This window comes from Klebsiella sp. HN106, from assembly GCF_051209435.1.
In the GTDB taxonomy this organism is placed as follows: domain Bacteria; phylum Pseudomonadota; class Gammaproteobacteria; order Enterobacterales; family Enterobacteriaceae; genus Klebsiella; species Klebsiella oxytoca.
Window position 1 is genome coordinate 1030556 of sequence record NZ_JBLURD010000001.1, and the last position, 25454, is coordinate 1056009.

General features: G+C 56.1%; 24 protein-coding genes. 8 read left to right on the forward strand and 16 right to left on the reverse strand.

Going from position 1 to position 25454, the window contains the following annotated elements; translation table 11 throughout:
- Nucleotides 1–4: 4 nt before the first annotated feature.
- The 3 genes from ptrB to ACSIPU_RS04855 form a co-directional block, all read right to left on the reverse strand.
- A complete protein-coding gene (ptrB, locus tag ACSIPU_RS04845; protein ID WP_016808307.1) occupies nt 5–2065 on the reverse strand; it encodes an oligopeptidase B in 2061 nt (686 codons plus the stop codon).
- A 133-nt stretch (nt 2066–2198) separates the two neighbouring features.
- Nucleotides 2199–2879 carry a tellurite resistance TerB family protein gene (locus ACSIPU_RS04850; protein WP_049593000.1) on the reverse strand — a complete coding sequence of 227 codons (681 nt, stop codon included), beginning with the start codon at nt 2877–2879 and terminating at the stop codon, nt 2199–2201.
- Between the two features lie 148 nt (nt 2880–3027).
- Nucleotides 3028–3390 carry a YebG family protein gene (locus ACSIPU_RS04855; protein ID WP_017145640.1) on the reverse strand — a complete coding sequence of 121 codons (363 nt, stop codon included), beginning with the start codon at nt 3388–3390 and terminating at the stop codon, nt 3028–3030.
- Nucleotides 3391–3525: 135 nt separating this feature from the next.
- Between ACSIPU_RS04855 and purT the strand changes: the two genes are divergently transcribed.
- The gene (gene purT, locus ACSIPU_RS04860) at nt 3526–4704 is read left to right on the forward strand and encodes a formate-dependent phosphoribosylglycinamide formyltransferase (RefSeq protein WP_004113777.1); all 1179 of its coding nucleotides are present in this window, start codon (nt 3526–3528) and stop codon (nt 4702–4704) included.
- Between the two features lie 53 nt (nt 4705–4757).
- On the opposite strand, the gene ACSIPU_RS04865 is transcribed toward purT, so the two are convergent.
- From ACSIPU_RS04865 to zwf, 3 genes are all read right to left on the reverse strand, one after another.
- Nucleotides 4758–5399: a bifunctional 4-hydroxy-2-oxoglutarate aldolase/2-dehydro-3-deoxy-phosphogluconate aldolase gene (locus tag ACSIPU_RS04865; protein ID WP_004103368.1), complete on the reverse strand. Its 642-nt coding sequence runs from the start codon at nt 5397–5399 to the stop codon at nt 4758–4760.
- A 37-nt stretch (nt 5400–5436) separates the two neighbouring features.
- Entirely contained in the window at nt 5437–7248 is a 1812-nt protein-coding gene (gene edd, locus ACSIPU_RS04870) for a phosphogluconate dehydratase (protein WP_004103369.1), read from the reverse strand.
- A gap of 220 nt (nt 7249–7468) precedes the next feature.
- On the reverse strand, nt 7469–8944 hold the full coding sequence (gene zwf / locus ACSIPU_RS04875) for a glucose-6-phosphate dehydrogenase (RefSeq protein WP_004103371.1): 1476 nt from the start codon (nt 8942–8944) through the stop codon (nt 7469–7471).
- Between the two features lie 361 nt (nt 8945–9305).
- Between zwf and ACSIPU_RS04880 the strand changes: the two genes are divergently transcribed.
- Nucleotides 9306–10175, forward strand: coding sequence for a MurR/RpiR family transcriptional regulator (locus ACSIPU_RS04880; protein WP_004103378.1), 870 nt, complete (start codon nt 9306–9308; stop codon nt 10173–10175).
- 125 nt (nt 10176–10300) lie between these two features.
- A complete protein-coding gene (gene pyk / locus ACSIPU_RS04885; protein ID WP_004103379.1) occupies nt 10301–11743 on the forward strand; it encodes a pyruvate kinase in 1443 nt (480 codons plus the stop codon).
- Nucleotides 11744–11814: 71 nt separating this feature from the next.
- Here the strand turns inward: pyk and lpxM are convergent, their stop codons facing one another.
- The 3 genes from lpxM to znuA all read right to left on the reverse strand — a co-directional run bounded on the left by lpxM (nt 11815) and on the right by znuA (nt 15189).
- The gene (gene lpxM / locus ACSIPU_RS04890) at nt 11815–12789 is read right to left on the reverse strand and encodes a lauroyl-Kdo(2)-lipid IV(A) myristoyltransferase (RefSeq protein ID WP_004103380.1); all 975 of its coding nucleotides are present in this window, start codon (nt 12787–12789) and stop codon (nt 11815–11817) included.
- 117 nt (nt 12790–12906) lie between these two features.
- Nucleotides 12907–14229 carry a murein DD-endopeptidase MepM gene (gene mepM / locus ACSIPU_RS04895; RefSeq protein WP_004113780.1) on the reverse strand — a complete coding sequence of 441 codons (1323 nt, stop codon included), beginning with the start codon at nt 14227–14229 and terminating at the stop codon, nt 12907–12909.
- 15 nt (nt 14230–14244) lie between these two features.
- Nucleotides 14245–15189, reverse strand: coding sequence for a zinc ABC transporter substrate-binding protein ZnuA (gene znuA, locus ACSIPU_RS04900; protein WP_016808309.1), 945 nt, complete (start codon nt 15187–15189; stop codon nt 14245–14247).
- A gap of 78 nt (nt 15190–15267) precedes the next feature.
- Between znuA and znuC the strand changes: the two genes are divergently transcribed.
- Both znuC and znuB read left to right on the forward strand, forming a co-directional pair.
- Nucleotides 15268–16020 carry a zinc ABC transporter ATP-binding protein ZnuC gene (gene znuC / locus ACSIPU_RS04905; RefSeq protein ID WP_004103383.1) on the forward strand — a complete coding sequence of 251 codons (753 nt, stop codon included), beginning with the start codon at nt 15268–15270 and terminating at the stop codon, nt 16018–16020.
- Nucleotides 16020–16805 (forward strand): zinc ABC transporter permease subunit ZnuB, encoded by a 786-nt coding sequence (gene znuB, locus ACSIPU_RS04910; protein WP_024274402.1) that lies wholly within the window; start codon nt 16020–16022, stop codon nt 16803–16805. Before znuC ends, znuB begins: the two co-directional genes overlap by 1 nt.
- A gap of 207 nt (nt 16806–17012) precedes the next feature.
- Here znuB and ruvB read toward each other — a convergent pair whose 3' ends face one another.
- The 7 genes from ruvB to aspS form a co-directional block, all read right to left on the reverse strand.
- Nucleotides 17013–18023 (reverse strand): Holliday junction branch migration DNA helicase RuvB, encoded by a 1011-nt coding sequence (gene ruvB, locus ACSIPU_RS04915; protein ID WP_004103386.1) that lies wholly within the window; start codon nt 18021–18023, stop codon nt 17013–17015.
- A gap of 8 nt (nt 18024–18031) precedes the next feature.
- Nucleotides 18032–18643 (reverse strand): Holliday junction branch migration protein RuvA, encoded by a 612-nt coding sequence (ruvA, locus tag ACSIPU_RS04920; protein WP_004103390.1) that lies wholly within the window; start codon nt 18641–18643, stop codon nt 18032–18034.
- 123 nt (nt 18644–18766) lie between these two features.
- Complete coding sequence (locus tag ACSIPU_RS04925) at nt 18767–19411, reverse strand: hypothetical protein (RefSeq protein WP_224226650.1); 645 nt, start codon at nt 19409–19411, stop codon at nt 18767–18769.
- Nucleotides 19412–19542: 131 nt separating this feature from the next.
- A complete protein-coding gene (ruvC, locus tag ACSIPU_RS04930; protein ID WP_004113791.1) occupies nt 19543–20064 on the reverse strand; it encodes a crossover junction endodeoxyribonuclease RuvC in 522 nt (173 codons plus the stop codon).
- A 154-nt stretch (nt 20065–20218) separates the two neighbouring features.
- Complete coding sequence (locus ACSIPU_RS04935; RefSeq protein WP_004103396.1) at nt 20219–20959, reverse strand: YebC/PmpR family DNA-binding transcriptional regulator; 741 nt, start codon at nt 20957–20959, stop codon at nt 20219–20221.
- A gap of 149 nt (nt 20960–21108) precedes the next feature.
- The gene (gene nudB / locus ACSIPU_RS04940; RefSeq protein WP_004103398.1) at nt 21109–21552 is read right to left on the reverse strand and encodes a dihydroneopterin triphosphate diphosphatase; all 444 of its coding nucleotides are present in this window, start codon (nt 21550–21552) and stop codon (nt 21109–21111) included.
- Between the two features lies 1 nt (nt 21553).
- A complete protein-coding gene (aspS, locus tag ACSIPU_RS04945; RefSeq protein WP_004103400.1) occupies nt 21554–23341 on the reverse strand; it encodes an aspartate--tRNA ligase in 1788 nt (595 codons plus the stop codon).
- Nucleotides 23342–23610: 269 nt separating this feature from the next.
- Between aspS and ACSIPU_RS04950 the strand changes: the two genes are divergently transcribed.
- The 3 genes from ACSIPU_RS04950 to ACSIPU_RS04960 are packed head-to-tail and all read left to right on the forward strand — an operon-like array spanning nt 23611 to nt 25441.
- Nucleotides 23611–24177 (forward strand): hydrolase, encoded by a 567-nt coding sequence (locus tag ACSIPU_RS04950; RefSeq protein ID WP_004103401.1) that lies wholly within the window; start codon nt 23611–23613, stop codon nt 24175–24177.
- Nucleotides 24174–24992 (forward strand): DUF72 domain-containing protein, encoded by an 819-nt coding sequence (locus tag ACSIPU_RS04955; protein ID WP_024274404.1) that lies wholly within the window; start codon nt 24174–24176, stop codon nt 24990–24992. The genes ACSIPU_RS04950 and ACSIPU_RS04955 overlap by 4 nt, the downstream gene beginning before the upstream one ends.
- Before the next feature lie 53 nt (nt 24993–25045).
- Complete coding sequence (locus ACSIPU_RS04960) at nt 25046–25441, forward strand: MAPEG family protein (protein ID WP_004103403.1); 396 nt, start codon at nt 25046–25048, stop codon at nt 25439–25441.
- The last annotated feature ends 13 nt before the right edge of the window (nt 25442–25454 follow it).

Consider the following 25454-nt stretch of genomic DNA (forward strand, 5'->3'; position numbering starts at 1 on the left):
GGCGCTATACCTCCGCCTGGCCCGGCAGCGTCCCCTGCGCCAGGCCAATCAGAAACGCAAACTCCAACGCCACGCCTTCATAGCTTTTGAAGCGTCCGGATTTACCGCCGTGGCCGGAATCCATATCGGTACAGAGCAGCAGCAGGTTATCGTCCGTTTTTAGCTCGCGCAGTTTTGCCACCCATTTTGCCGGCTCCCAGTATTGAACCTGCGAATCATGCAGGCCCGTGGTAACCAGCAGATGCGGATACGCCTGAGCCTGCACGCCGTCGTACGGGCTGTAGCTTTTCATATAGCGGTAATACTCTTCATCCTGCGGATTCCCCCACTCCTCAAACTCACCGGTGGTTAGCGGAATCGACTCATCGAGCATGGTGGTGAGGACATCGACAAAGGGAACCTGGGCTACCACGCCGTGGAAAAGCTCCGGCCGCTGGTTCACCGCCACGCCCATCAGCATGCCGCCGGCGCTGCCGCCCATGCCGTAGCAAAAGCGCGGATCGCCATAGCCCTGCGCCAGCAGCGCATCGCAGACGTCGAGATAATCGTTGAAGGTGTTCTTCTTGCACAAAAACTTTCCGTCTTCATACCACTGCTGGCCCAGTTCGCCGCCGCCGCGAATATGGGCGATAGCGAACACAAAACCGCGGTCGAGCAGGCTCAGGCGGCTGGCGCTGAAATCCGCATCCATGCTTGCGCCATAGGAGCCGTAGCCGTACACCAGCAGTGGACTGGCGCCTTTACGGAAATGTTCATGACGGTAGACCAGCGAGACCGGGACTTCGACGCCGTCGCGGGCTTTAATCCACAAATGCTCGCTGCGATAATGGCTGGCATCAAACCCTTTGACTTCCTGCTGTTTTAGTACCCGCCGCTCGCCGGTATTCATATCCAGTTCAAATAGCGTATCCGGCGTCGTCATGGAGGAGTAGCCGTAGCGCAGACGAGCGGTTTCCGGCTCTGGATTATAGGCAAGCCAGGTCACATAGGCCGGATCGTCAAAGGCAATGCCCTGGGACTCTCTTGTTTTACGATTGATCTGCCGCAGGCTGGTCAGCCCCCGCTGGCGCTCTTCCACAACCAGCCAGTCGGTAAACAGAGTAAATCCTTCCAGCATCACTTCCTGACGCGGCGCGATCAGGGTCTCCCACTGCTGCTCATCGCGCAGGGTAGTGCGATAGAGACCGAAGTTTTTCCCTTCACGGTTGGATCGCAGATAAAAAGCGTGCTGATAGTGATCGAGGCTATATTCATGGTCTTTGCGCCGCGGTAGAAAACAGACCGGCTCGGCGTCGGTCATTTCCGCGTTAAGCAGCAGCACTTCGCTGGTGGTCGCGCTGGCCAGATAAATCACCACAAACTGCTGGGAAGTCGTCTTGTGTACGCTGACGTAAAATGTATCGTCCTGCTCTTCATACACCAGAACATCCGCACTGGCCGGTGTGCCCAGGCGATGGCGCCAGACCTGATACGGCAGCAGCGTGGTGGGATGCTTACGCACGTACCACAGGGTCTGCGAATCATTACTCCAGGCAAAATCAGGCGAGACGTTCTCAAGAACTTCCGCAAATTCATCGCCGTCGTTTAAAGGGTAGAAGCGCAGGCTATATTGCCGGCGGGAGAGATAGTCTTCCGCCACCGCCATCATGTTGTTGTCAGGAGAAACCCCTAACCCCCCGAGGGTGTAAAATTCGCTGCCGGCCGCGCGCTGGTTACCGTCAAGCAGGACCTCCCATTCATCCCACTCTTCTTTTACGACCGGCTGGCGTTGATAAATCGCATACTCGCAGCCAGGCTCATAGACCTGACGGTAACGATAGCCATTTTTGCTATAGGGGGCCGACACTTCGCGCTGCGGAATACGGTCGATAATCTCCTTGAGTACCCTGTCCTGCAGGCTACTTTGCGAAGACATCACTTTTTTACCGTACTCATTTTCCTGGCGCAGATAATCAAGCACTTCCGGCTGTGCGCGATCGTCATCGCGCAGCCAGTAGTAATTATCGATTCGCGTGTCGCCATGTAATGTCATGGCATGGGGGATCCGTTTCGCTTTTGGTGGCATCTGCTTATTCTTCTGCGGCTTGTATTGAGTACTAAAATTTTCAGGCTGCTTCACAGCAGCCTGAAGGGTGACGTGACTACACAATATATAAGGGTGGCAAAAGTCGCCAGCGATGCAAGCGAAACGTGCGGATTTAGAGCGTTACGGCCTGTTTTTGCGCCTGGATATCCCGTTCGATATCTTCACGCACTTCCTGCGGGAGCTTCAGCGCTTCGCCGAGGGCGTTCAGATAGCTGCGTTCCATAAAGTGGTCAATATCAATGACCGCGCAGCTGATATAGTAAACTTCCAGCGCCTCTTGCTCGCTGCTGATACCCTGCGCCAGGCTCTGCGGGTCGAGGGGCTGCGCCAGCGCCTGGTCAATTAACACACGCCCCTGCACGTCAACGTTCGCCGCGCGCAGCTGCGCTTCAATATTTGCCCGCTCGCGTTCGTCAATATGCCCATCGCTTTTAGCAGCGAAAACCAGCGCCATAATCAGCCTTTCGCTGCGGGCATCAAGTTCGGCTGGCGCGGAGGACGCCGCAGGTGCGGGCGTGGGCGCCGCCGATGTCTGCTGCCCGCTGGTACGCAATTTCTGCTGATATTTATTCCACAATACGCTGCCTGCAACCGCGCCGCCGCCGACCAGCAGCGCACCGGTGCCGTATTTGGCTAACAGCTTGCGCGATGATTTGCTGGCAACCAGCAGCCCGGCCAGGCCGCCAAGCGCGCCCGGCAGCAGGAAGTCTTTGCCGTGTGACCGATCGTCAGATGAAGAAGATTGCCCTTGCTGACCCAGCAAAGACTGCAGTTGATTAAGCCAGTTAGCCATACATTTCCTCGTTGCGCGATAAGCGATACCACCAGCCTAAACGACTCGGCGTCAGGAAACGTTATCGTCAGCTAAAGATGAGCAAATGTCGCGCCGGGCGCGCGGCGCGGGAGCCAACCGCCAGAACGAGTGTCGGCGGCAGCATGGCTCAGGCGGCTTTCGCTTTGCGCGGCCTGGCCGGTGCCGAGGCTGCCGATTCGACGACCTCTTCGGGTTTGTCACCCTCTTCTGCTTCTTCTGCGCGCGCGGCTGGCGCATCGGCGCTGCCCTCAGCTTCCGGCAGCTTACCGGAACGCAGAATATGGTTGAGGGTGTCTTTGCGCTCGGCAAGCCACATCGCCATGCTATCGCGCTGCTCTTCATCGAGCGTAAGCGGGCACTCAACCAGCCAGTCGTTCAGTACTTCCGCCAGATCGAGCATTTTGTCGTAAGCATCGGCCTCTTTTTTGCTGGCAAAAGACATTTTTTCCTCACCTTCACGAATCACTACATATTTAATTTCAACCGCCATGATGCAGCCTCTCAGCACTGTGTTTTTATACAGTATATCAAATTTCTTCCGCGAACTCAAATGATGCACATAAAGACATGCGCAAACGTTTTCGTTTATAATGCGGCGCATGTTTTTTTACTGCGGAAGAGAGTTATGACTGTATTAGGTACGGCGCTGCGCCCTGCGGCAACAAAGGTTATGCTGTTAGGTTCCGGCGAGCTGGGTAAAGAAGTGGCCATCGAATGCCAGCGTCTGGGAATTGAGACCATCGCCGTCGATCGTTACCCTGATGCGCCGGCCATGCAGGTCGCGCACCGCTCACACGTCATTAATATGCTGCACGGCGAAGCCTTACAAGCGCTGATTGAACTGGAAAAGCCTGACTTTATCGTGCCGGAAATCGAGGCCATCGCCACCGATACCCTGGTGGCGCTGGAACAGGCCGGGCAAAAAGTCGTCCCTACCGCGCGCGCGGCGAAGCTCACCATGAACCGTGAAGGGATCCGCCGCCTGGCCGCTGAGGAACTGAAGCTGCCGACCTCCGCCTACCGTTTTGCCGACAGCGAATCCACCTTCCGCGAGGCCGTCGCCGAGACAGGACTGCCGTGCATCGTCAAGCCGGTAATGAGCTCCTCGGGAAAGGGCCAGAGCTTTATTCGTACCCACGAACAGCTGGCTGAGGCCTGGCAGTATGCGCAGCAGGGCGGCCGTGCCGGGGCCGGTCGCGTTATCGTTGAAGGCGTGGTGAATTTTGATTTTGAAATTACCCTTCTCACCGTCAGCGCCGTGGACGGCGTGCACTTCTGCGCGCCGGTCGGCCACCGCCAGGAAGATGGCGACTATCGTGAATCCTGGCAGCCGCAGCAGATGAGCGCGCTGGCGCAGGAACGCGCGCAGGACATCGCCCGTCAGGTGGTGCTGGCGCTGGGCGGTTACGGCCTGTTCGGCGTTGAGCTATTCGTCTGCGGCGATGAGGTGATTTTTAGCGAAGTCTCGCCGCGCCCGCACGATACCGGTATGGTCACACTGATTTCGCAGGATTTATCCGAGTTCGCCCTGCACGTCCGCGCCTTTCTCGGCCTGCCGATTGGCGCGATTCGCCAGTACGGCCCGGCGGCCTCTGCGGTCATTCTGCCGCAGATGAGCAGCCAGAACGTCACCTTCAGCAACCTCCAGGCAGCGGTCGGCGCGGGTCTGCAGCTGCGTTTGTTCGGTAAGCCGGAAATTGACGGCTCACGTCGCCTGGGCGTAACGCTGGCGATAGCCGATAACGTCGAAGAAGCGGTTGCGCGGGCTAAAGCGGCGGCTTCAGCGGTCGTCGTCGAAGGATAAAAAAAGCCCGGTCGCATGGACTGCAGACCGGGCCTCGGGTAAGCGCGCGAAGATTACTTCGCGCCTTCTACCGCTTCACGAGCCAGTTTGGTGATACGGTCGTAATCACCGGCTTCCAGCGCATCCGCCGGAACCAGCCAGGAACCGCCGATGCACAGTACGCTGTTCAGCGCCAGATAATCGCGATAGTTTGCCGGAGAGATGCCGCCAGTCGGGCAGAAACGAATGTGCGCGAACGGGCCACCAATCGCCTGCAGCGCTTTCACGCCGCCGTTCGCTTCAGCCGGGAAGAATTTGAACTCTTTCAGGCCATACTGCATACCCAGCATCAGCTCGGATACGGTGCTGATCCCCGGGATCAGCGGAATGGTGCCTTCACCGGTCGCCGCTTTCAGCAGAGATTCGGTCAGGCCCGGGCTGATAGCAAACTGCGCGCCCGCTTCGGTCACTTCTTTCAACTGCTCAACGTTGGTGACGGTCCCGGCACCGACGATCGCTTCCGGGACTTCTTTGGCGATTGCGCGGATAGCGTCCATCGCACACTCGGTACGCAGGGTGACTTCCAGTACGCGTACGCCGCCTGCAACCAGCGCTTTCGCCATTGGCACAGCGTGTTCCAGCTTTTTCACCACGATTACCGGTACAACCGGGCCGGAGGTGAGGATTGCTTCTGCAGTTGTTTTCCAGTTTTTCATCAGATTTTCTCTCGCCAGATCTATAAATCGAATCGTCTTAAAAATTGATGCAGGTTGCGCCCTGTTCAGCTCCGGAGAGTTTCTCACGCAGCGCACCGAACATTTCCCGGCCGGTTCCCACACGCGAACCGCTCAGGTCAGGAATATGGGGCTGACGCGCGGCCAGCTCAGCGTCATCGACCATCAGCGTTAGCTCGCCCGTCTGACCATTGACGCGGATGATATCGCCATCGCGTACCTTCGCCAGCAGGCCACCATCGTACGCCTCAGGCGTCACGTGGATTGCCGATGGTACTTTGCCTGACGCGCCGGAGAGTCGACCATCGGTCACCAGCGCGATTTTGAAACGGCGGTCCAATAATACACCAAGTGGCGGCATAAGTTTATGTAATTCTGGCATGCCGTTCGCTTTTGGTCCCTGATGGCGGACGACAACCACGCAATCTTTGTCGAGCAGGCCCGCTTCAAAGGCAGGCAGCACATCATGCTGGCTCTCGAAGACGACCGCCGGGGCTTCTATAATCTGGTTTTCAACCGGCACGGCGGAGGTTTTCATGACCGCGCGGCCGAGATTGCCGCTCAGGACTTTGGTGCCGCCGTGGCGAGAGAACGGTTTGTCAAAGGTGGCGATAACCTGTTCGTCCAGCGGAGCGGTCGCCCCTTCGCGCCAGTCAAGTTCGCCGTTATTAAGCCAGGGCTCCAGGGTGTAGCGAGAGAGGCCGAAGCCGGCCACGGTGTGAACATCTTCATGCAGCAGTCCGCCTTTCAGCAGTTCGCGAACCAGCACCGGTACCCCGCCAGCCGCCTGGAAGTGGTTAATATCCGCCGGGCCGTTCGGGTAGAGACGCGCCAGCAGCGGCACCACGTCAGAGAGATCGGAGAAATCATCCCAATTGATGATGATCCCCGCCGCCCGCGCCATGGCCACCAGGTGCATGGTGTGGTTGGTGGAGCCGCCGGTTGCCAGCAGCGCGACAATCCCGTTAACCACTACTTTTTCATCAAACATTTTGCCCAGCGGCATCCACTCATTACCGTTGCCGGTCAGACGAGTCACCTGGCGGGCGGCGGCGGCGGTCAGCGCTTCGCGCAGCGGCGCATCGGGATGCACGAATGACGATCCGGGCAGCTGCATCCCCATAAACTCAACCACCATCTGGTTGGTATTGGCGGTGCCGTAGAAGGTGCAGGTGCCAGGCGCATGGTAAGACGCAGCTTCGGACTCCAGCAGCGCCATACGATCCACTTTGCCTTCCGCATACAGCTGGCGAATGCGCACTTTTTCTTTATTTGCCAGGCCACTGGCCATCGGACCGGAAGGAATAAAGATAGACGGCAGATGGCCGAAGGAGAGCGCAGCCATCGCCAGGCCGGGAACAATTTTATCGCAGACCCCGAGATAGAGCGCGCCGTCAAACATGTTGTGCGACAGACCAATCGCCGCGGACATGGCAATCACTTCGCGGCTGAGCAGCGACAGCTCCATTCCGTCCTGTCCCTGCGTAACGCCATCACACATCGCCGGAACGCCCCCTGCGACCTGGCCTACCGCGTTCGCGGAGTGCAGCGCTTTGCGAATAATCTCCGGATAGCGCTCATAGGGCTGGTGGGCGGAAAGCATATCGTTGTAGGAGGTGATGATAGCGATGTTATTGCGCAGCATGCTTTTCAACGAGGCTTTGTCATCCGCCTGGCAGGCGGCGAAACCGTGGGCCAGGTTACCGCATGCCAGCTGGGCGCGATGAACGGTGTCAGTTTTGGCCTGGTTAATCCGCGCGAGGTAGGCTTCGCGGGTAGCGCGCGAACGTTCGATGATGCGATTTGTTACCCGTAACATTTCAGAATTCATAAAGGCTCCTCAAATTTCATCTGTCCGGCCGCAGCGCTTTAGCGGTACTTTTTGGGACTCAAGGCACAAGTACTGGGGCTCAGGGGCAAAATATCTGCAGCCAGTGTAATAAAAAAAGCCCCGGGGGTGAATCCTCCGGGGCTTAAAAGATTAAAAATTACGCGACTTGCTGCGTCAGATCATGTTACCGGTAAAATAACCCTGACGGAGGAGCTGGCGATTACTCAAATTCATTCCACGAACGACCATCGCGGGTGATCATCGCCACGGAGGCAACCGGCCCCCAGGTGCCCGCCTGATAAGGTTTCGGCGAATCGCGATCGGCAGCCCAGGCTTCGGTGATAGAATCGACCCACTTCCACGCCTCTTCCACTTCGTCGCGACGGACGAACAGCGCCTGGATACCGCGCATGGTCTCCAGCAGCAGACGCTCATAGGCATCCGCCAGATGGGTTTGATTAAAGGTTTCTGAGTAGCTCAGATCCAGCTTGGTGATTTGCAGATTGTGCTTGTGGTCAAGGCCAGGAACTTTATTAAGTACCTGAATATCCACCCCTTCATCCGGCTGCAGACGAATGGTCAGCTTATTCTGCGGCAGCTCTTGCCAGGTCTCTTTGAACAGGTTCAGTTCCGGCGTTTTAAAGTACACCACAACTTCAGAACACTTGGTCGGCAGACGTTTACCGGTGCGCAGGTAGAACGGTACGCCCGCCCAGCGCCAGTTGTCGATATCGACGCGGATGGCCACGAAAGTTTCCGTATGGCTGGATTTATTCGCCCCCTCTTCTTCGAGGTAGCCAGGCACTTTTTTGCCCTGCGCGAAGCCGGCGGTGTACTGACCACGCACCGTTTTTTCACGCACGTTGGTGCGGTCGATGCGGCGCAGAGATTTCAGCACCTTCACTTTTTCATCGCGAATGCTGTCGGCGCTCAGATCCGACGGCGGGGACATGGCGATCATGCACAGGATCTGCAGCAGGTGGTTCTGGATCATGTCGCGCATCTGCCCGGCCTGATCGAAGTAGCCCCAGCGACCTTCAATGCCTACCTCTTCCGCTACGGTGATCTCAACGTGATCGATGGTGCGGCTATCCCAGTTATTGACGAACAGCGAGTTAGCAAAGCGCAGCGCCAGCAGGTTCAGCACCGTCTCTTTACCCAGATAATGGTCGATGCGATAGACCTGGCACTCCTCGAAGAACTCGCCCACCCGATCGTTAATCTCGCGGGACGTTTCAAGCGAGGTACCCAGCGGTTTTTCCATCACCACGCGGGCCGGCTTGGCGTTCAGCTTCGCTTCGCCCAGGCCTTTACAAATCGCGCCGAAGGTACTTGGCGGCATGGCGAAATAGTTGATCGTCACCCGCTCTTTCTGATCGAGCATTTTGCCCAGACGAGTAAACGCTTTGGTATCGTTGACATCCAGGTTACAAAAATCCAGACGCCCGCTCAGGGTCTCCCACAAACCTTCATCAATTTTCTCCTTCATGAAGGTTTCCATCGCTTCACGCACTACCTTGGTGTAAGCGTCTTTATCCCAGTCGGCACGCCCGACGCCGATGATGCGGGTGTCAGGGTGGATCTGGCCCGCTTTTTCAAGCTGATACAGGGAAGGCAGCAATTTACGTCGCGCCAGGTCACCCTTCGCGCCGAAAATGACCAGATCGCATGCCTGGGCCGTTTGCGTTACCGCCATGTCATTCTCCTTAGTTGATAGCCCGGTGCTTATGCCAGGCTATAGTTGTATTTGTAATTTTCTTTCACTGCATCGTACTGTGTTTACGAATTTCCCGAAACCCTCCGCTCCCGTTCCCGCGGCTAAATCGCACAGGGAGGAAAATATGGGCTGAGTTTTTGGGCATGCGGCTAGTATTGTTCGTTGTTTCGACCGATTATCAGTTAGTAAAATACGACTCTGATCATGTAATGAAAAAAAACAACATATTTTAAAGTCATTCCTCACCGTTTCCGACTACGGAGGGGTATATTCTTGCTAAAACGCCTGATGATTTCACCCATTAATGAAATCGTTTCCATTGATGAGCGCCTGATTACCCATGAATATGCTGGAAAAAATCCAGTCCCGACTGGAACACCTTAGCAAATCTGAACGCAAAGTGGCGGAAGTCATTCTTGCAACCCCCGCGCAGGCCATTCATTCAAGTATTGCTGCCCTGGCGCTGGAAGCCGGCGTCAGCGAGCCTACGGTCAACCGTTTCTGCCGCAGTCTGGAAACCCGCGGTTTCCCGGATTTCAAACTGCATCTGGCGCAAAGCCTGGCGCACGGTACCCTCTATGTTAACCGCAACGTCGATGAAGACGACAGCGTTGAGTCCTATACGGGTAAGATATTTGAATCGGCTATGGCCAGTTTAGATCAGGTCCATCATTCTCTCGATATGTCGGCGATCAACCGGGCAGTGGACCTTCTCACTCAGGCCAAGAAAATCGCCTTCTTCGGCCTGGGCTCATCGGCAGCCGTCGCCCACGATGCGATGAACAAATTTTTCCGCTTTAATGTGCCGGTGATTTATTCCGACGACATCGTCCTGCAACGCATGAGCTGTATGAACTGTAATGACGATGACGTGGTGGTGATTATTTCGCATACCGGCAGGACCAAAAGCCTGGTAGAGCTGGCGCAGCTGGCGCGCGAAAATGATGCGATGGTGATCGCCATTACTTCGCCGGGCACCCCGCTTTCCCGCGAGTCGACGCTGGCCATTACGCTGGATGTCCCGGAAGATACCGATATCTATATGCCAATGGTTTCCCGCTTAGCGCAGCTGACGGTGATTGACGTACTGGCAACCGGCTTTACCCTTCGTCGGGGAGCGAAATTCAGAGATAACTTGAAGAGGGTCAAGGAAGCGCTGAAGGAATCGCGCTTTGATAAAGAGCTCAGCTTACACAGTAATGACCAATAAAAGTAGAAACAAAGCAGTATCCTATTACAACGTCGGTAATGTTCCGGTATAGCGACTTTGCTCGCTGGCGCTACCGAATCCATGTTCACGCAACACCAAAGTTGTTTCAGTCAACGGAGTATTACATGTCCAGAAGGCTTCGCAGAACCAAAATCGTTACCACCTTAGGCCCGGCTACCGATCGCGATAACAACCTTGAAAAGGTTATCGCCGCAGGCGCTAACGTGGTACGTATGAACTTCTCTCACGGCACCGCGGAAGATCACCAGCTCCGTGCGGATAAAGTCCGTGAGATTGCGGCAAAACTGGGCCGTCATGTCGCTATTCTCGGTGACCTTCAGGGGCCGAAAATTCGCGTCTCTACCTTCAAAGAAGGCAAAATTTTCCTCAATATCGGTGATAAATTCCTGCTCGACGCGAACCTGGGTAAAGGCGAAGGCGATAAAGAAAAAGTCGGCATCGATTATAAAGGCCTGCCGGCTGACGTGGTTCCTGGCGATATCCTGCTGCTGGACGACGGGCGCGTGCAGCTGAAAGTCCTGGAAGTTCAGGGCATGAAAGTGTTCACCGAAGTCACCGTCGGCGGACCATTGTCTAACAACAAAGGTATCAACAAGCTGGGTGGTGGCCTCTCTGCCGAAGCGCTGACTGAAAAAGACAAAGCAGACATCATCACCGCCGCCAAAATCGGCGTCGACTATCTGGCCGTCTCCTTCCCGCGCTGCGGCGAAGACCTGAACTACGCGCGTCGTCTGGCGCGCGATGCGGGCTGCGATGCAAAAATCGTGGCCAAAGTAGAGCGTGCGGAAGCGGTATGCGATCAGGACGCGATGGATGACGTGATCCTGGCTTCCGACGTTGTCATGGTAGCCCGCGGCGACCTCGGCGTAGAAATTGGCGACCCGGAGCTGGTCGGCATCCAGAAAGCATTAATCCGCCGCGCTCGTCAGCTCAACCGCTCGGTCATTACCGCGACGCAGATGATGGAGTCGATGATCACCAACCCGATGCCAACCCGCGCGGAAGTGATGGACGTGGCGAACGCCGTGCTGGATGGTACCGACGCCGTCATGCTGTCTGCAGAAACCGCCGCGGGCCAGTATCCGTCTGAGACCGTTGCCGCGATGGCGCGCGTTTGCCTGGGCGCGGAAAAAATCCCCAGCCTCAACGTCTCCAAACACCGTCTGGACGTTCAGTTCGATAATGTTGAAGAAGCCATTGCGATGTCGGCTATGTACGCGGCGAACCACCTCAAGGGCGTCACCGCTATCATTACCATGACGGAATCCGGGCGTACCGCGCTGATGACTTCCCGTATCAGCTCCGGCCTGCCGATTTTCGCGCTGTCTCGCCACGAGCGTACGCTGAACCTGACTGCGCTGTATCGCGGTGTGACTCCGGTTTATTTCGATAGCGCAAGCGACGGCGTCGCCGCCGCGCACGATGCGGTAACGCTGCTGCGTGATAAAGGCTATCTGGTGACCGGTGACCTGGTTATCGTCACTCAGGGCGACGTAATGAGCACCATCGGCAGCACCAATACCACCCGTATTCTGACCGTCGAGTAATTTGCTGCGCCATAAAAAAACCTGCCGGCAGTTGTCGGCAGGTTTTTTTTTGCCCGCAGCGTCTACGCGGACTATTTCTTTTTCGGATACAGCTCTTTGCGCTTGTACGGTTCGATTTCGCCGGGTTTGCGCGTTTTGAGTAGTTTAAGGATCCACGTATACTGCTCGGTATGCGGCTTAACGAAAATCTCTACCTCTTCATTCATCCGTCGGGCAATGGTATTGTCGTCCGCTTCCAGCAGATCGTCCATCGGCGGGCGCACCAGCACCGTCAGGCGATGCGTTTCGCCATCGTAAACCGGGAACAGCGGGACAACCCGGGCGCGACATACTTTCATTAAACGACCAATTGCCGGGAGCGTCGCCTTGTAGGTGGCAAAGAAATCAACAAATTCACTGTGTTCGGCCCCGTGATCCTGATCCGGCAGATAGTAGCCCCAGTATCCCTGACGTACCGACTGAATGAAGGGTTTGATGCCGTCGTTGCGCGCGTGCATACGACCGCCGAAACGACGACGCACGGTATTCCAGACGTAATCGAATACCGGGTTGCCCTGGTTATGAAACATCGCCGCCATTTTTTGCCCGCCGGACGCCATCAGCATCGCCGGGATGTCCACTCCCCAGGCATGAGGAACCAGGAAGATCACTTTCTCGTTGTTGCGCTGCATCTCATCAATAATTTCTTTGCCCTGCCAGTCGACGCGGGAAAGAATCCGCTGCGGATCGCGTAGGCCTAACTCGGCCATCATCACCATCGCCTGCGGCGCGGAGGCATACATGGCATCAATTATTTCTTCACGTTCCTGCTCGCTTTTTTCCGGAAAGCAGTACAGCAGGTTAATTTGCGCCCGGCGGCGCGAACTCTTTGCCAGACGACCAACAAAACGCCCCAGTTTACCCAGGATCGGATCGCGGAAAGACGCGGGCGTCAGGGCAATGGCGCCGAAGGCAAAAACGCCGAACCACGCGCCCCAGTAGCGCGGCAGTAAAAAGGATTTTTCAAATTTTGGAATAAACTCAATATTATTTTTTTTCGTTTCCATGCCCAATCCGCAGAATTTCCGCTCAGTAAAGATAATGGGTTAGTTTAGCGATACGTGGAGTAACGTACAAAAGAAAAAGCCGGCGCGCAGAAGGCACCGGCTTTAACTGGCGTGAGGTTAATCAAACCGTAGCTGCGGAATCACCTGTTTGGCCTGCGCCAGGAAATCGGTACGGTCAGAACCGCTGAGCCCTTCCGTACGCGGCAGTTTCGCCGTCAGCGGGTTAACCGCTTGCTGGTTGATCCACACTTCATAATGCAGATGCGGACCGGTCGAACGGCCGGTATTGCCCGACAGCGCGATGCGATCGCCGCGTTTCACCTTCTGCCCGGGTTTGACCAGCAGCTTACGCAGGTGCATATAGCGGGTGGTATAGGTACGACCGTGGCGGACGGCAACGTAATAACCTGCCGCACCGCTACGTTTAGCCACTACCACTTCGCCATCGCCAACCGAGAGCACTGGGGTGCCCTGCGGCATCGCAAAATCGACGCCACGATGCGGAGCGACGCGGCCGGTGACCGGGTTCAGACGACGCGGGTTAAAGTTTGATGAGACGCGGAACTGGCGGGCGGTCGGGAAACGCAGGAAGCCCTTCGCAAGCCCTGTACCATTGCGATCGTAGAATTTGCCATCCTCAGCGCGGATCGCGTAATAGTCTTTGCCATCCGAACGCAGGCGTACGCCAAGCAGTTGGCTTTGCTCGCGCTTACCGTCCAGCATTTCACGCGACATCAGTACGGAAAACTCATCGCCTTTTTTCAGCTTACGGAAGTCCATCTGCCACTGCATGGCTTTGATCACCGCGCTAATTTCAGTGCTGGTCAGGCCGGCATCGCGAGCGCTGGCGACAAAGCTTCCGCCCACGGTACCTTTCAGTACGTTATTGACCCAGTCGCCTTTTTGCAGCTCGCTGCTCATTTTGAAACCGTTGGCCACCCGGTCGTAGGTACGGGTTTCGCGGCGCGACATCTCCCAGGTCAGGCTTTGTAAATCACCATCCGCCGTCAGCGTCCAGGAGAGCTGTTGGCCGATTTTCAGATTACGCAGCTCTTTATCCGCCGAGGAGAGCCGGGCGATATCGCCCATATCAATACCGTACTGATTAAGAATGCTGCTGAGCGTATCCCCGGTCGACACCACATATTCATGGCCGCCGGAATCGCTGTCCGCTTTATCATCCAGCTCATCCTGAGGGATGGCTTCTTCTTCCTGAGGCGCCTGATCGATAGGTTCCGAGGCCTCTGGCAGCAGAGAACGAATTTCGCTTTGTTCCAGCTCGATGGTTCTGGAGATGGGAGCCGTTTCGGGATGGTGGTAAATGTAGGGTCGCCAGACGGCGACCGCTAAGGTAAGAACGCTAAGCGACCCCAGCATAACGCGGTGAGGTCGCGGCAGATTGTTAAATGCCTGAGTGACAGCGCGGGCTATCTGTTGCACGTATTCACTTCCTCGTTATTCTCCTTTCAGGCAGCTTGAATACTGATTTGCCATCTGGCTCAGGAATTGCGGATAACTCTCTTTACCCAGCTTAATTCCGATTCCAAGTGGATCCAGGGTTCCCATGCGCACGGACGTCCCCCTGGCAACAGCTTCTATAACCGCTGGCCTGAACTGTGGCTCAGCAAAAACGCAAGTTGCTTTTTGCTCAACCAGCTGTGTTCTGATTTCGTGTAAACGCTGCGCACCAGGCTGGATTTCAGGGTTGACAGTAAAATGACCTAAGGAGGTCAAACCGTAGTGTTTTTCAAAGTAGCCGTAGGCGTCATGAAAAACGAAATACCCCTTCCCTTTCAGCGGTGCCAGCTCGGTCCCAACCTGCTTGTCGGTTGCGGCTAATTTTGCCTCAAAATCCTTCAGGTTGGCGTCAAGTTTGGCTCGACTCTGCGGCATAAGTTCCAATAATTTATCGTGGATTGCAACCGCCGAAAGGCGCGCTATCTCTGGGGAAAGCCATAGATGCATGTTATAGATGCCGTGATGGTGATCGTCGTCACTATTTTCCCCGGCGCCATGATCGTGACCGTGATGGTCATCGTCGTCGTCGACGCCTTTCATGAGTAACGGTTTCACGCCGTCAAGCTCGGCAATCGTCACCTTTTTGTTCGGCGCAATGCTTTGCGTTGACTTATCCATAAACGCCTCCATCTCTGGACCAATCCAGACCACTAAGTCTGCGTTCTGTAAGCGTTTTGCATCCGATGGACGCAGTGAATAATCATGCTCCGATGCCCCGTCAGGCAGCAGTACCTGGGTCTCTGTTACCCCATCAGCAATGGCTGATGCTATAAAGCCCAGCGGTTTAAGCGAGGTGACGACCGCGGCGCTTGCCAGCGGTGCATGAGCGAACAAAAAAGCGGCGCTAAGTCCAGCGCAAAGAAGCGTATTTTTATGTAACATAATGCGTCTAATCATCGTAATGAATGAGAAAGATGTGATATTATAACATTCACTGGCTTGTGCAACCTCTAATTTGATATGACAAATCTTGTAACTCTGGAAAACGTCGCGGTCGTCTATGGCCAAAGGCGCGTGCTGTCTGACATTTCGCTCACGCTTAAGCCGGGCAAAATTTTAACTCTGCTGGGCCCCAACGGCGCCGGTAAATCGACCCTCGTCAGAGTCGTTCTTGGGCTGGTAGCACCTACAGAAGGGGTTATCAAACGCGAGGGACATCTGCGGATAGGCTATGTCCCGCAAAAGCTGCACCTTGATGCCACGATGCCGCTCACCGTCAGCCGCTTTATGCTGTTGCGGCCAGGAACGCACAAGCGCGACATACTGCCGGCGCTGAAGCGCGTGCAGGCCGGTCATCTGATTGACGCGCCTATGCAAAAGCTTTCCGGCGGCGAGACTCAGCGGGTACTTCTGGCGCGCGCGCTGCTCAATCAACCGCAGCTGCTGGTGCTTGACGAGCCAACGCAGGGCGTTGACGTGAATGGTCAGGTGGCGCTGTACGATCTGATTAATCAGCTGCGCCAGGAGCTTGATTGTGCCGTGCTGATGGTTTCCCACGACCTGCACCTGGTGATGGCGAAAACCGATGAAGTACTGTGTCTCAATCAGCATATCTGCTGCTCCGGCGCGCCGGAAGTGGTCTCCATGCATCCGGAATTTATCTCAATGTTCGGCCAGCGCGGCGCGGAACAGCTGGGTATTTATCGCCATCATCATAATCACCGCCACGACCTGCAGGGGCGGATTGTACTGCGTCGGGGAAATGACCGTTAATGATTGAATTACTGCTTCCCGGCTGGCTGGCCGGGATAATGCTCGCCTGTGCGGCGGGTCCGCTGGGATCGTTTGTCGTCTGGCGCCGCATGTCCTACTTTGGCGATACCCTGGCCCATGCCTCTCTGCTCGGCGTCGCTTTTGGTTTGCTGCTGAACGTTAATCCTTTTTATGCGGTCATCGTGGTGACGTTGCTGCTGGCGGGCGGGCTGGTATGGCTGGAAAAACGTCCTCATCTGGCGGTAGATACGCTACTCGGTATCATGGCCCACAGCGCGCTGTCTTTGGGCCTGGTGGTAGTCAGTCTGATGTCGAACGTGCGCGTCGATCTGATGGCCTATCTGTTTGGCGACCTGTTGGCGGTTACGCCGGAGGATTTAATATCCATCGCGATTGGCGTAGCGATCGTACTGGCGATCCTGCTCTGGCAGTGGCGTAATCTGCTATCGATGACCATTAGTCCGGATCTGGCCTTCGTTGACGGCGTTAAGCTACAGAGGGTTACACTGCTGTTGATGCTGGTCACCGCGCTGACCATCGGCGTGGCGATGAAGTTCGTCGGGGCGCTGATCATTACGTCTTTGCTGATTATTCCCGCAGCCACGGCGCGTCGCTTTGCCCGTACGCCTGAACAAATGGCGGGTATTGCGGTAGGAATGGGGATGATTGCCGTCACCGGCGGACTGACCTTTTCAGCGTTTTACGACACGCCCGCCGGGCCTTCCGTGGTGCTGTGCGCTGCGGTGCTGTTTATCATCAGCATGAGCAAGAAGCCGGCCGCCTGACGCTTATGCGCCCGCCTCAACCGCCATCAAAACTCGGCAGATTGCTATAGGGTCACAGCTGTCTGCGGACTTTGTCGCCCGGCTGAGGCGTTCACCCCGCAAGCCGGGTCATCAACCGCAATACCGCTTCAACGATTTCCCCGGCTTGCGCTGCGCTTAGCCGGGCTACCGACCCTTGCGGTCTGTTGTTTTAAACACCGACAAGGATTAAGGCATTTCAGGTGGCGTAATGCCAAAGTGGGTCCAGGCCCGTACCGTCGCCATACGTCCGCGCGGGGTGCGTTGTAGAAAACCTTGCTGAATCAGATACGGTTCCAGCACGTCCTCGATGGTTTCACGCTCTTCACCTATTGCCGCCGCCAGGTTATCCAGCCCAACCGGCCCGCCAAAGAATTTATCGATGACCGCCAGCAGCAGCTTACGGTCCATATAGTCAAATCCTTCGGCATCCACGTTGAGCATATCCAGCGCCTGAGCGGCAATATCCTCTGAGATACGTCCATCGTAGCGGACTTCGGCAAAATCGCGCACCCTGCGCAGCAGGCGGTTAGCGATTCGCGGCGTACCGCGCGCGCGACGCGCAACTTCCAGCGCTCCCTCTTCGCTCATCTCCAGCCCCATATAGCGGGCGCTGCGGCTGACGATATGCTGCAGGTCAGGGATCTGGTAGAACTCCAGGCGCTGGACGATACCGAAGCGGTCGCGCAGCGGCGACGTCAGCGAGCCGGCGCGAGTGGTCGCGCCAATCAGGGTAAACGGCGGAAGATCGATTTTGATTGAACGCGCCGCAGGCCCTTCACCAATCATGATATCCAGCTGGTAATCTTCCATTGCCGGATACAGGACTTCTTCGACAACCGGTGAAAGGCGATGAATCTCGTCGATAAACAGAACGTCGTGTGGTTCAAGGTTGGTCAACATCGCCGCCAGATCGCCCGCTTTCTCCAGCACCGGGCCGGAGGTCGTGCGCAGGTTAACGCCCATTTCGTTAGCGACGATGTTCGCCAGCGTGGTTTTTCCCAGCCCTGGAGGACCAAAAATCAGCAGGTGATCGAGCGCGTCGCCGCGCAGTTTCGCCGCCTGGATAAAGATCTCCATTTGCGAACGGACGTGCGGCTGGCCTACATACTCTTCCAGCAGTTTGGGGCGGATTGCGCGGTCCGCCGCCTCTTCAAAGCCGCTGCTGTCTGCCGATACCAGCCTGTCTGCTTCTATCATCCCTTACCTCACAACGCGGCGCGGAGCGCTTCGCGAATTAGCGTTTCACTGTTGGCATCCGGACGCACGATTTTGCTGACCATCCGGCTGGCTTCCTGAGGTTTATAGCCCAGCGCCACCAGCGCAGCAACCGCTTCCTGTTCAGCATCATCGTCAGACGGCCCGGCCGGCGACGTCAGAACCAGATCGGCTGCCGGAGTGAACAGATCGCCATGCAGTCCTTTGAAGCGGTCTTTCATCTCGACAATCAGTCGTTCCGCGGTTTTCTTACCGATCCCCGGCAGTTTGACCAGCGCCGCCAGCTCTTCACGCTCAACGGCATTGACAAACTGCTGAGCGGACATGCCGGAAAGGATTGCCAGCGCCAGTTTTGGACCGACGCCGTTAGTTTTAATCAGCTCTTTAAACAGCGTGCGCTCCTGCTTGTTGTTAAAGCCATACAGCAGCTGCGCATCTTCACGGACGATAAAGTGGGTGAAAATGATCGCCTCTTTGCCCACGTCCGGCAGCTCATAGAAGCAGGTCATCGGCAGATGAACCTCATAGCCTACGCCTCCCGTTTCGAGTAAAACCAGCGGGGGTTGTTTTTCGAGAATAATGCCTCTGAGTCTGCCTATCACATGGAGCTCCTGGATTAAGGGCCGAAAGTCTAATGCGGTATCATAAAAAAAGGCTGGATAGATATCCAGATGAAAAACACGTAATTCCCGTACATCGGTGGGGCGCGAGCCTGGCTTGCGCTTTTATGCGCTCTTTTTCCCCCGCACAAGGTAGATGATGTAGTGAATGACGCGTCTTTGACGACCCGACCCAACGACTTTCTGATGGTGGAAAGTTTCGCTTATTCGATAACCGCTGTTGATGAACTTTAGCGCTTCTTGTTCATCCGGGGTTTCCAGCATCAGCCTGTGCCTGCGGTGATAAATCCGATAAAGCGTCTGCGCAGGCCACTGACGAGAAATGGCGTAACGCTTACGGTATAAAAATAGCGTCAAAGTAATAAAAGCCACGATAACCCAGATTGCTATCAGACCCGGGAGCCGGCTGACGTTAAAAAAGAGAGCGTCACACGGTTTGGCAATAGCGGGTTTTCCCTGCACGATATTCATACAAAGTCTGTCTGCGGGCGGAGACCAGGCCTTTGCAACGTGATAGAGGTAGGAGTGACCGCCTGACCGCCAGGTAATATCATACTCAAAGAGCGGGGAACAATCTTCGCGTCCGCGAAATGTGGTGCAGGCGTCGGCCAGGCGCCGCTCTGCGCTGCTGACGGTGCGGGTATTGACGACTGTGCCGAAAACCGTCGAACTCTGATGGTAATACTGATATTCGGTCAGTAAATAATATCCACTGACGATAATTAGCAGCATAAAAAAAAGAGATTTCACCACCCGGATTTTCATCATTCAACTGACTATCCAACGCTATGCCGAATAATCTGCATCCTTACTCTTTTTAGTTAACGATGTCAGTGAGGAAAGTAAAACGCCCCGGGCAACAAGCGCCGGGGCGGTGTAGATTAGCGGAGGCGTCCGCGCGCCAGGTTCAGGCGGCTTTCACTGATCTGAGCTGCGTTCTGGCTGACGTGGCAATGAGTGATGGCGATAGCTAAAGCATCCGCCGCATCCGCCTGTGGGTTGGCCGGAAGCTTGAGCAACGTGCGCACCATGTGCTGCACCTGGCTCTTTTCCGCGCTGCCAATCCCGACAACGGTCTGCTTCACCTGCCTGGCGGCGTACTCAAAGACCGGCAGATCCTGATTCGTCGCCGCGACGATGGCCACTCCGCGCGCCTGGCCGAGCTTCAGCGCCGAGTCGGCGTTTTTGGCCATAAAAACTTGTTCGATGGCGAAGTAGTCCGGCTGGAACTGGGTGATAATTTCCGTAACGCCGGCATAGATAAGCTTCAGGCGGGACGGTAAATCATCCACTTTCGTGCGTATACAGCCGCTGCCGAGGTAGCTCAGCTGGCGTCCAACCTGACGGATAACGCCATAACCAGTGACGCGCGACCCCGGGTCAATACCGAGAATAATAGCCATCACGCGCCCCCGGTCATAACTAACTCGTGAGACCCTAACGATTTCAGTTCACAGCCAGGCGGCCACGCAGCGCATCCCCGGGTGCGTAGATTCACTACGTGACCGGGGTAAGCGAGGAGCGCCAACACCGCTGTGGGCTGAAAGTGTACGGGTATCACAGGGTTGCGGCGACCTCATCAGAGATCTCGCCGTTATGATAAACTTCCTGCACGTCGTCGCAATCTTCCAGCATATCGATCAGACGCAGCAGTTTCGGCGCAGTTTCCGCGTCCATATCCGCTTTGGTTGACGGGATCATGGAGACTTCAGCGGCGTCCGCTTTCAGACCGGCAGCTTCCAGCGCATCGCGTACCGCACCCATCTCTTCCCAGGCGGTGTAGACGTCAATTGCGCCGTCGTCATAGGTCACCACGTCTTCCGCGCCCGCTTCCAGCGCCGCTTCCATGATCGCATCTTCATCGCCTTGCTCGAAGGAGATGACGCCTTTTTTGCTGAACAGGTAGGAAACGGAGCCGTCGGTGCCCAGGTTACCGCCGGTTTTGCTGAACGCGTGACGTACTTCAGCAACGGTACGGTTGCGGTTGTCGGACAGACATTCAACCATTACCGCCGTACCGCCAGGACCGTAACCTTCATAAATGATGGTTTCCATGTTCGCATCATCATCGCCGCCGACGCCGCGGGCAATAGCGCGGTTCAGGGTGTCACGGGTCATGTTGTTGCTCAGCGCTTTGTCAATCGCTGCGCGCAGACGCGGGTTTGAGCCCGCATCGCCGCCGCCAAGACGGGCCGCGGTGACCAGCTCGCGAATAATTTTCGTAAAGATCTTACCGCGTTTGGCATCCTGTGCCGCTTTGCGGTGTTTGGTGTTGGCCCATTTACTATGACCTGCCATAAAATAATATCTCCAAAAAAGCCTTTTCCCGGCGCCTTTTAGCCCTCAGGAGCACTGGCTGCGTTGTTTCACACCCATTACCTACGCAAGTAAGCTCCGGGTGATATCCCAACTGGCCGCCTTCCTGATAACTAAAATTCTGGGGGAAATTAGTTGGCGTTAATTACAAATTCTTCAATCGCCTGCCGGTTGCTCCAGGACTTGGTCAACGTGGCGGCTTCCGTCGCATCAACCCAGCGATAGTCCAGATGTTCCGTAAAGACAATCTGGCGTTCATGGGGGAGCGCAAGACGGAACCAAAACTCCGTATTGCGCTCAACGCCCGGCGCATAGCGATGACGTAAATGAGAAAATATCTCGAACTCTACCGTTCGCTGACAATCAACCAAAGCCAGCTGCTCGCAGGCAACGTCAATGGCGACCTCTTCCATTACTTCACGCGCGGCAGCTTGCGGCGCGGTTTCCCCCTCCTCCAGGCTGCCGGTAACCGACTGCCAGAAGGCGGGATCGTCGCGACGCTGCAACATCAGCACCCGCTTCGTATCTTCGGCATAAATCACCACCAGAACGGAAACGGGGAGCTTGAATGACATCTTACTTATTCTCCGGAGACTCTTTTGCCTCTTTCGCCACCACCTGAATACCGAGCTCGCTCAGCGATGCAGGATTCGCAAAGCTCGGGGCTTCGGTCATCAGGCAGGCCGCCGCCGTCGTTTTCGGGAAGGCGATAACGTCACGGATATTATCGGTGCCGGTCAGCAGCATGGTCAAACGGTCAAGGCCAAAAGCCAGACCCGCATGCGGTGGAGTACCGTATTTTAGCGCATCCAGCAGGAAGCCAAACTTCTCGCGCTGCTCCTGCTCGTTAATTCCCAGAATACCGAATACGGTCTGCTGCATCTCACCGCTGTGAATACGCACGGAACCGCCGCCAACTTCATAGCCGTTAATCACCATGTCGTAAGCGTTAGCTACCGCATCTTCCGGCGCGGCTTTTAGCTCTGCGGCGGTCATATCTTTCGGCGAGGTAAACGGATGGTGCATCGCGGTCAGGCCGCCTTCACCGTCGTCTTCAAACATCGGGAAGTCGATCACCCACAGCGGCGCCCATTTCTCTTCATCGGTCAGGTTCAGATCTTTACCCAGCTTCAGACGCAGCGCGCCCAGCGCATCGGCAACCACTTTTTTGTTATCCGCGCCGAAGAAGATCATATCGCCATCCTGCGCGCCGGTGCGCTCAAGGATCGCTTCAACGATGTCGGCGTTGAGGAATTTAGCCACCGGGCTGTTGATACCTTCAAGGCCTTTCGCCCGTTCGTTGACTTTAATGTATGCCAGACCTTTGGCGCCGTAGATTTGGACAAACTTACCGTATTCGTCGATTTGCTTACGGCTCAGCGCAGCGCCGCCAGGCACGCGCAGCGCGGCAACGCGGCCTTTGGCGTCGTTAGCCGGGCCCGCAAAGACGGCGAATTCCACCGCTTTCACCAGATCGGCGACGTCCACCAGCTCCATCGGGTTACGCAGGTCCGGTTTGTCAGAACCATAGCGGCGCTCGGCTTCGGCAAAGGTCATGATCGGAAAATCCCCCAGATCCACGCCCTTCACTTCCTGCCACAGATTACGCACCAGCGCTTCCATCACTTCGCGCACCTGCGGGGCGGTCATAAAGGAAGTCTCGACGTCGATCTGGGTGAATTCCGGCTGGCGGTCAGCGCGCAGATCTTCGTCGCGGAAGCATTTAACAATCTGATAGTAGCGGTCAAAACCGGACATCATCAGCAGCTGTTTAAACAGCTGCGGAGACTGCGGGAGCGCGTAGAATTTGCCTTTATGCACACGAGAAGGCACGAGATAGTCGCGCGCGCCTTCCGGGGTCGCTTTGGTCAGCATCGGGGTTTCGATATCGAGGAAACCGTGGTCGTCCATAAAACGGCGAACGAGGCTGGTAATCTTCGCGCGGGTTTTCAGGCGCTGCGCCATTTCCGGACGACGCAGGTCCAGGTAACGGTATTTCAGACGCGCTTCTTCGGTGTTGACGTGGTTGGAATCCAGCGGCAGCGCTTCAGCACGGTTGATGATCGTCAGGTCGGTTGCCAGCACTTCAATGGCGCCGGTGGCCATATCATTATTGACGTTCTTTTCGTCACGCGCGCGCACGGTACCGGTGACCTGAATGCAGAACTCATTACGCAGTTCGGAGGCCAGCTTTAATGCATCCGCGCGATCCGGATCGAAAAACACCTGCACGATGCCTTCGCGGTCGCGCATATCAATAAAGATAAGGCTACCAAGATCACGACGACGGTTGACCCAACCACACAGAGTCACTTGCTGCCCTACGTGGGACAGACCGAGCTGTCCGCAATATTCTGTACGCATGAGATATCCCTTAACTTAGCCGCAGGCGGATTGTTGCCTGCCTTGCAGGCGACGAGGTCGCAGCTTTAGCTGATGTCACTACTGAATGAAAAAAGGCGGCTATTATACTGGAAATTATGCCGCACGATAAGCCCGGCGCAGCGCGCAGCGTTGCTTTGCTGTGCGCTTAGTGCCTGCACTCACAAAAATTAACAAAAATTGTTACCCTTGGGCAGAATCGGCAACGGTATTGTAGCGACCTGACCACCTGGAGAAGATACGGGGATATTATGTTAGAACTCAATGCAAAAAACACCGCGCTGGTCATTATTGACCTGCAGGAAGGTATTTTACCGTTTGCCGGCGGCCCTCATCGTGCTGATGAAGTGGTTGAGCGGGCCGCGAAGCTGGCGAAAAAGTGTCGCCAGCAGGGCTCCCCCGTAGTGATGGTTCGCGTCGGCTGGTCAGCGGATTTCGCCGAAGCGCTGAAACAGCCGGTCGATGCCGAGGCTGGCGCCCATACGCTACCGGAAAACTGGTGGACCTACCCGCTCGCGCTGGAAAAACAGGAAAGCGATATCGAAGTTACTAAACGTCAGTGGGGCGCTTTTTACGGCACTGACCTCGAGCTGCAGCTTCGCCGTCGCGGCATCGACACCATCATTCTGTGCGGAATATCCACCAACATCGGCGTCGAATCCACGGCGCGCAACGCCTGGGAGCTGGGATTTAATCTGATTCTGGTTGAAGATGCCTGCAGCGCGGCGTCGGCCGAACAGCATCAGGGCAGCATGACGCACATCTTCCCGCGTATTGCTCGCGTGCGCAGTACCGAGGAGGTACTTGCCGCCTTATGATCTATATTGGGCTTCCCCAATGGGCGCACCCGAAGTGGGTGCGCCTGGGTATCACCAGCCTTGAAGAGTATGCCCGCCACTTTAATTGCGTGGAGGGCAACACCACCCTGTACGCGTTACCAAAAGCGGAGATTGTCAGCCGATGGTATGAACAGACCCACGACGATTTTCGCTTCTGCTTCAAGTTTCCGGCCACCATTTCGCACCAGGCGGCGCTGCGCAACTGCGACGACTTAAGCCAGGAGTTTTTTACTCGTCTGGCGCCGCTGTCTTCGCGCATCGGCCAATACTGGCTACAGCTGCCGGCGACGTTTGGCCCCCGAGACCTTCCCGCCCTCTGGCACTTTCTTGATAGTCTGCCGCGTGAATTCACCTACGGCGTCGAAGTAAGGCATGCGGAATTTTTCGCCAAGGGGGAAGCGGAGCAGCAGCTTAATCGCGGCTTGCATCAGCGAAACGTCAACCGCGTTATCCTCGATAGCCGCCCGGTTCACAGCGCCATCGCCCGCAGTCAGGCAATGATCGAAGCACAAAACAAAAAGCCCAAAGTCCCCGTCCATGCGCTGGTGACGGCCCGGCACCCTATGGTGCGCTTTATTGGCAGCGACGATATGGCGCAAAATCGCGAGCTTTTTAGCGTGTGGATAAGGACGCTGCCAAAATGGGCGCAAACCACAACGCCCTACCTGTTCCTCCACACACCGGATATCGCCCAGGCTCCGCAGCTGGTCGACATCCTGTGGAGCGATCTGCGCGCCGCCCTACCGGAAATAGGTGATGCGCCGTCAATTCCGCAGCAAACCTCTCTTTTCTGATATCCTGCTATCCTCAACTGAGCCACCGGATGGAATAAAAGGGAGTTTTGAGTATGGTCAGCGCGCTGTATGCGGTTTTAGGTGCGTTATTGCTAATAAAGTTTTCTTACGATGTCGTACGCCTGAGGACGCAATATCGCGTTGGCTACGGCGACGGTGGTTTTAGCGAGCTGCAGGTTGCTATTCGCGTGCACGGCAACGCGGTGGAATACGTTCCCATTGGCCTGATTCTGCTGCTGTTTATGGAAATGAACGGCGCGCAGACCTGGATGGTTCACGTCTGCGGTATTTTGCTGATTGTCGGGCGCCTGATGCACTCTTATGGTTTCCATCATCGCCTGTATCGCTGGCGCCGCTCTGGCATGAGCGCGACGTGGTGTTCATTGTTGCTGATGGTGCTGGCGAACTTCTGGTATATGCCCTGGGAGTTGGTTTTCTCCGTCCGTTAGCGCACAATACGCC

Bases quoted from the DNA above. Each gene is read 5' to 3' on its own strand.
- ptrB (WP_016808307.1), bottom strand. From the start codon at position 2,065: ATGCCACCAAAAGCGAAACGGATCCCCCATGCCATGACATTACATGGC.
- ACSIPU_RS04850 (WP_049593000.1), bottom strand. From the start codon at position 2,879: ATGGCTAACTGGCTTAATCAACTGCAGTCTTTGCTGGGTCAGCAAGGG.
- ACSIPU_RS04855 (WP_017145640.1), bottom strand. From the start codon at position 3,390: ATGGCGGTTGAAATTAAATATGTAGTGATTCGTGAAGGTGAGGAAAAA.
- purT (WP_004113777.1), top strand. From the start codon at position 3,526: ATGACTGTATTAGGTACGGCGCTGCGCCCTGCGGCAACAAAGGTTATG.
- ACSIPU_RS04865 (WP_004103368.1), bottom strand. From the start codon at position 5,399: ATGAAAAACTGGAAAACAACTGCAGAAGCAATCCTCACCTCCGGCCCG.
- edd (WP_004103369.1), bottom strand. From the start codon at position 7,248: ATGAATTCTGAAATGTTACGGGTAACAAATCGCATCATCGAACGTTCG.
- zwf (WP_004103371.1), bottom strand. From the start codon at position 8,944: ATGGCGGTAACGCAAACGGCCCAGGCATGCGATCTGGTCATTTTCGGC.
- ACSIPU_RS04880 (WP_004103378.1), top strand. From the start codon at position 9,306: ATGAATATGCTGGAAAAAATCCAGTCCCGACTGGAACACCTTAGCAAA.
- pyk (WP_004103379.1), top strand. From the start codon at position 10,301: ATGTCCAGAAGGCTTCGCAGAACCAAAATCGTTACCACCTTAGGCCCG.
- lpxM (WP_004103380.1), bottom strand. From the start codon at position 12,789: ATGGAAACGAAAAAAAATAATATTGAGTTTATTCCAAAATTTGAAAAA.
- znuA (WP_016808309.1), bottom strand. From the start codon at position 15,189: ATGTTACATAAAAATACGCTTCTTTGCGCTGGACTTAGCGCCGCTTTT.
- znuC (WP_004103383.1), top strand. From the start codon at position 15,268: ATGACAAATCTTGTAACTCTGGAAAACGTCGCGGTCGTCTATGGCCAA.
- znuB (WP_024274402.1), top strand. From the start codon at position 16,020: ATGATTGAATTACTGCTTCCCGGCTGGCTGGCCGGGATAATGCTCGCC.
- ruvB (WP_004103386.1), bottom strand. From the start codon at position 18,023: ATGATAGAAGCAGACAGGCTGGTATCGGCAGACAGCAGCGGCTTTGAA.
- ruvC (WP_004113791.1), bottom strand. From the start codon at position 20,064: ATGGCTATTATTCTCGGTATTGACCCGGGGTCGCGCGTCACTGGTTAT.
- ACSIPU_RS04935 (WP_004103396.1), bottom strand. From the start codon at position 20,959: ATGGCAGGTCATAGTAAATGGGCCAACACCAAACACCGCAAAGCGGCA.
- nudB (WP_004103398.1), bottom strand. From the start codon at position 21,552: ATGTCATTCAAGCTCCCCGTTTCCGTTCTGGTGGTGATTTATGCCGAA.
- aspS (WP_004103400.1), bottom strand. From the start codon at position 23,341: ATGCGTACAGAATATTGCGGACAGCTCGGTCTGTCCCACGTAGGGCAG.
- ACSIPU_RS04950 (WP_004103401.1), top strand. From the start codon at position 23,611: ATGTTAGAACTCAATGCAAAAAACACCGCGCTGGTCATTATTGACCTG.
- ACSIPU_RS04955 (WP_024274404.1), top strand. From the start codon at position 24,174: ATGATCTATATTGGGCTTCCCCAATGGGCGCACCCGAAGTGGGTGCGC.
- ACSIPU_RS04960 (WP_004103403.1), top strand. From the start codon at position 25,046: ATGGTCAGCGCGCTGTATGCGGTTTTAGGTGCGTTATTGCTAATAAAG.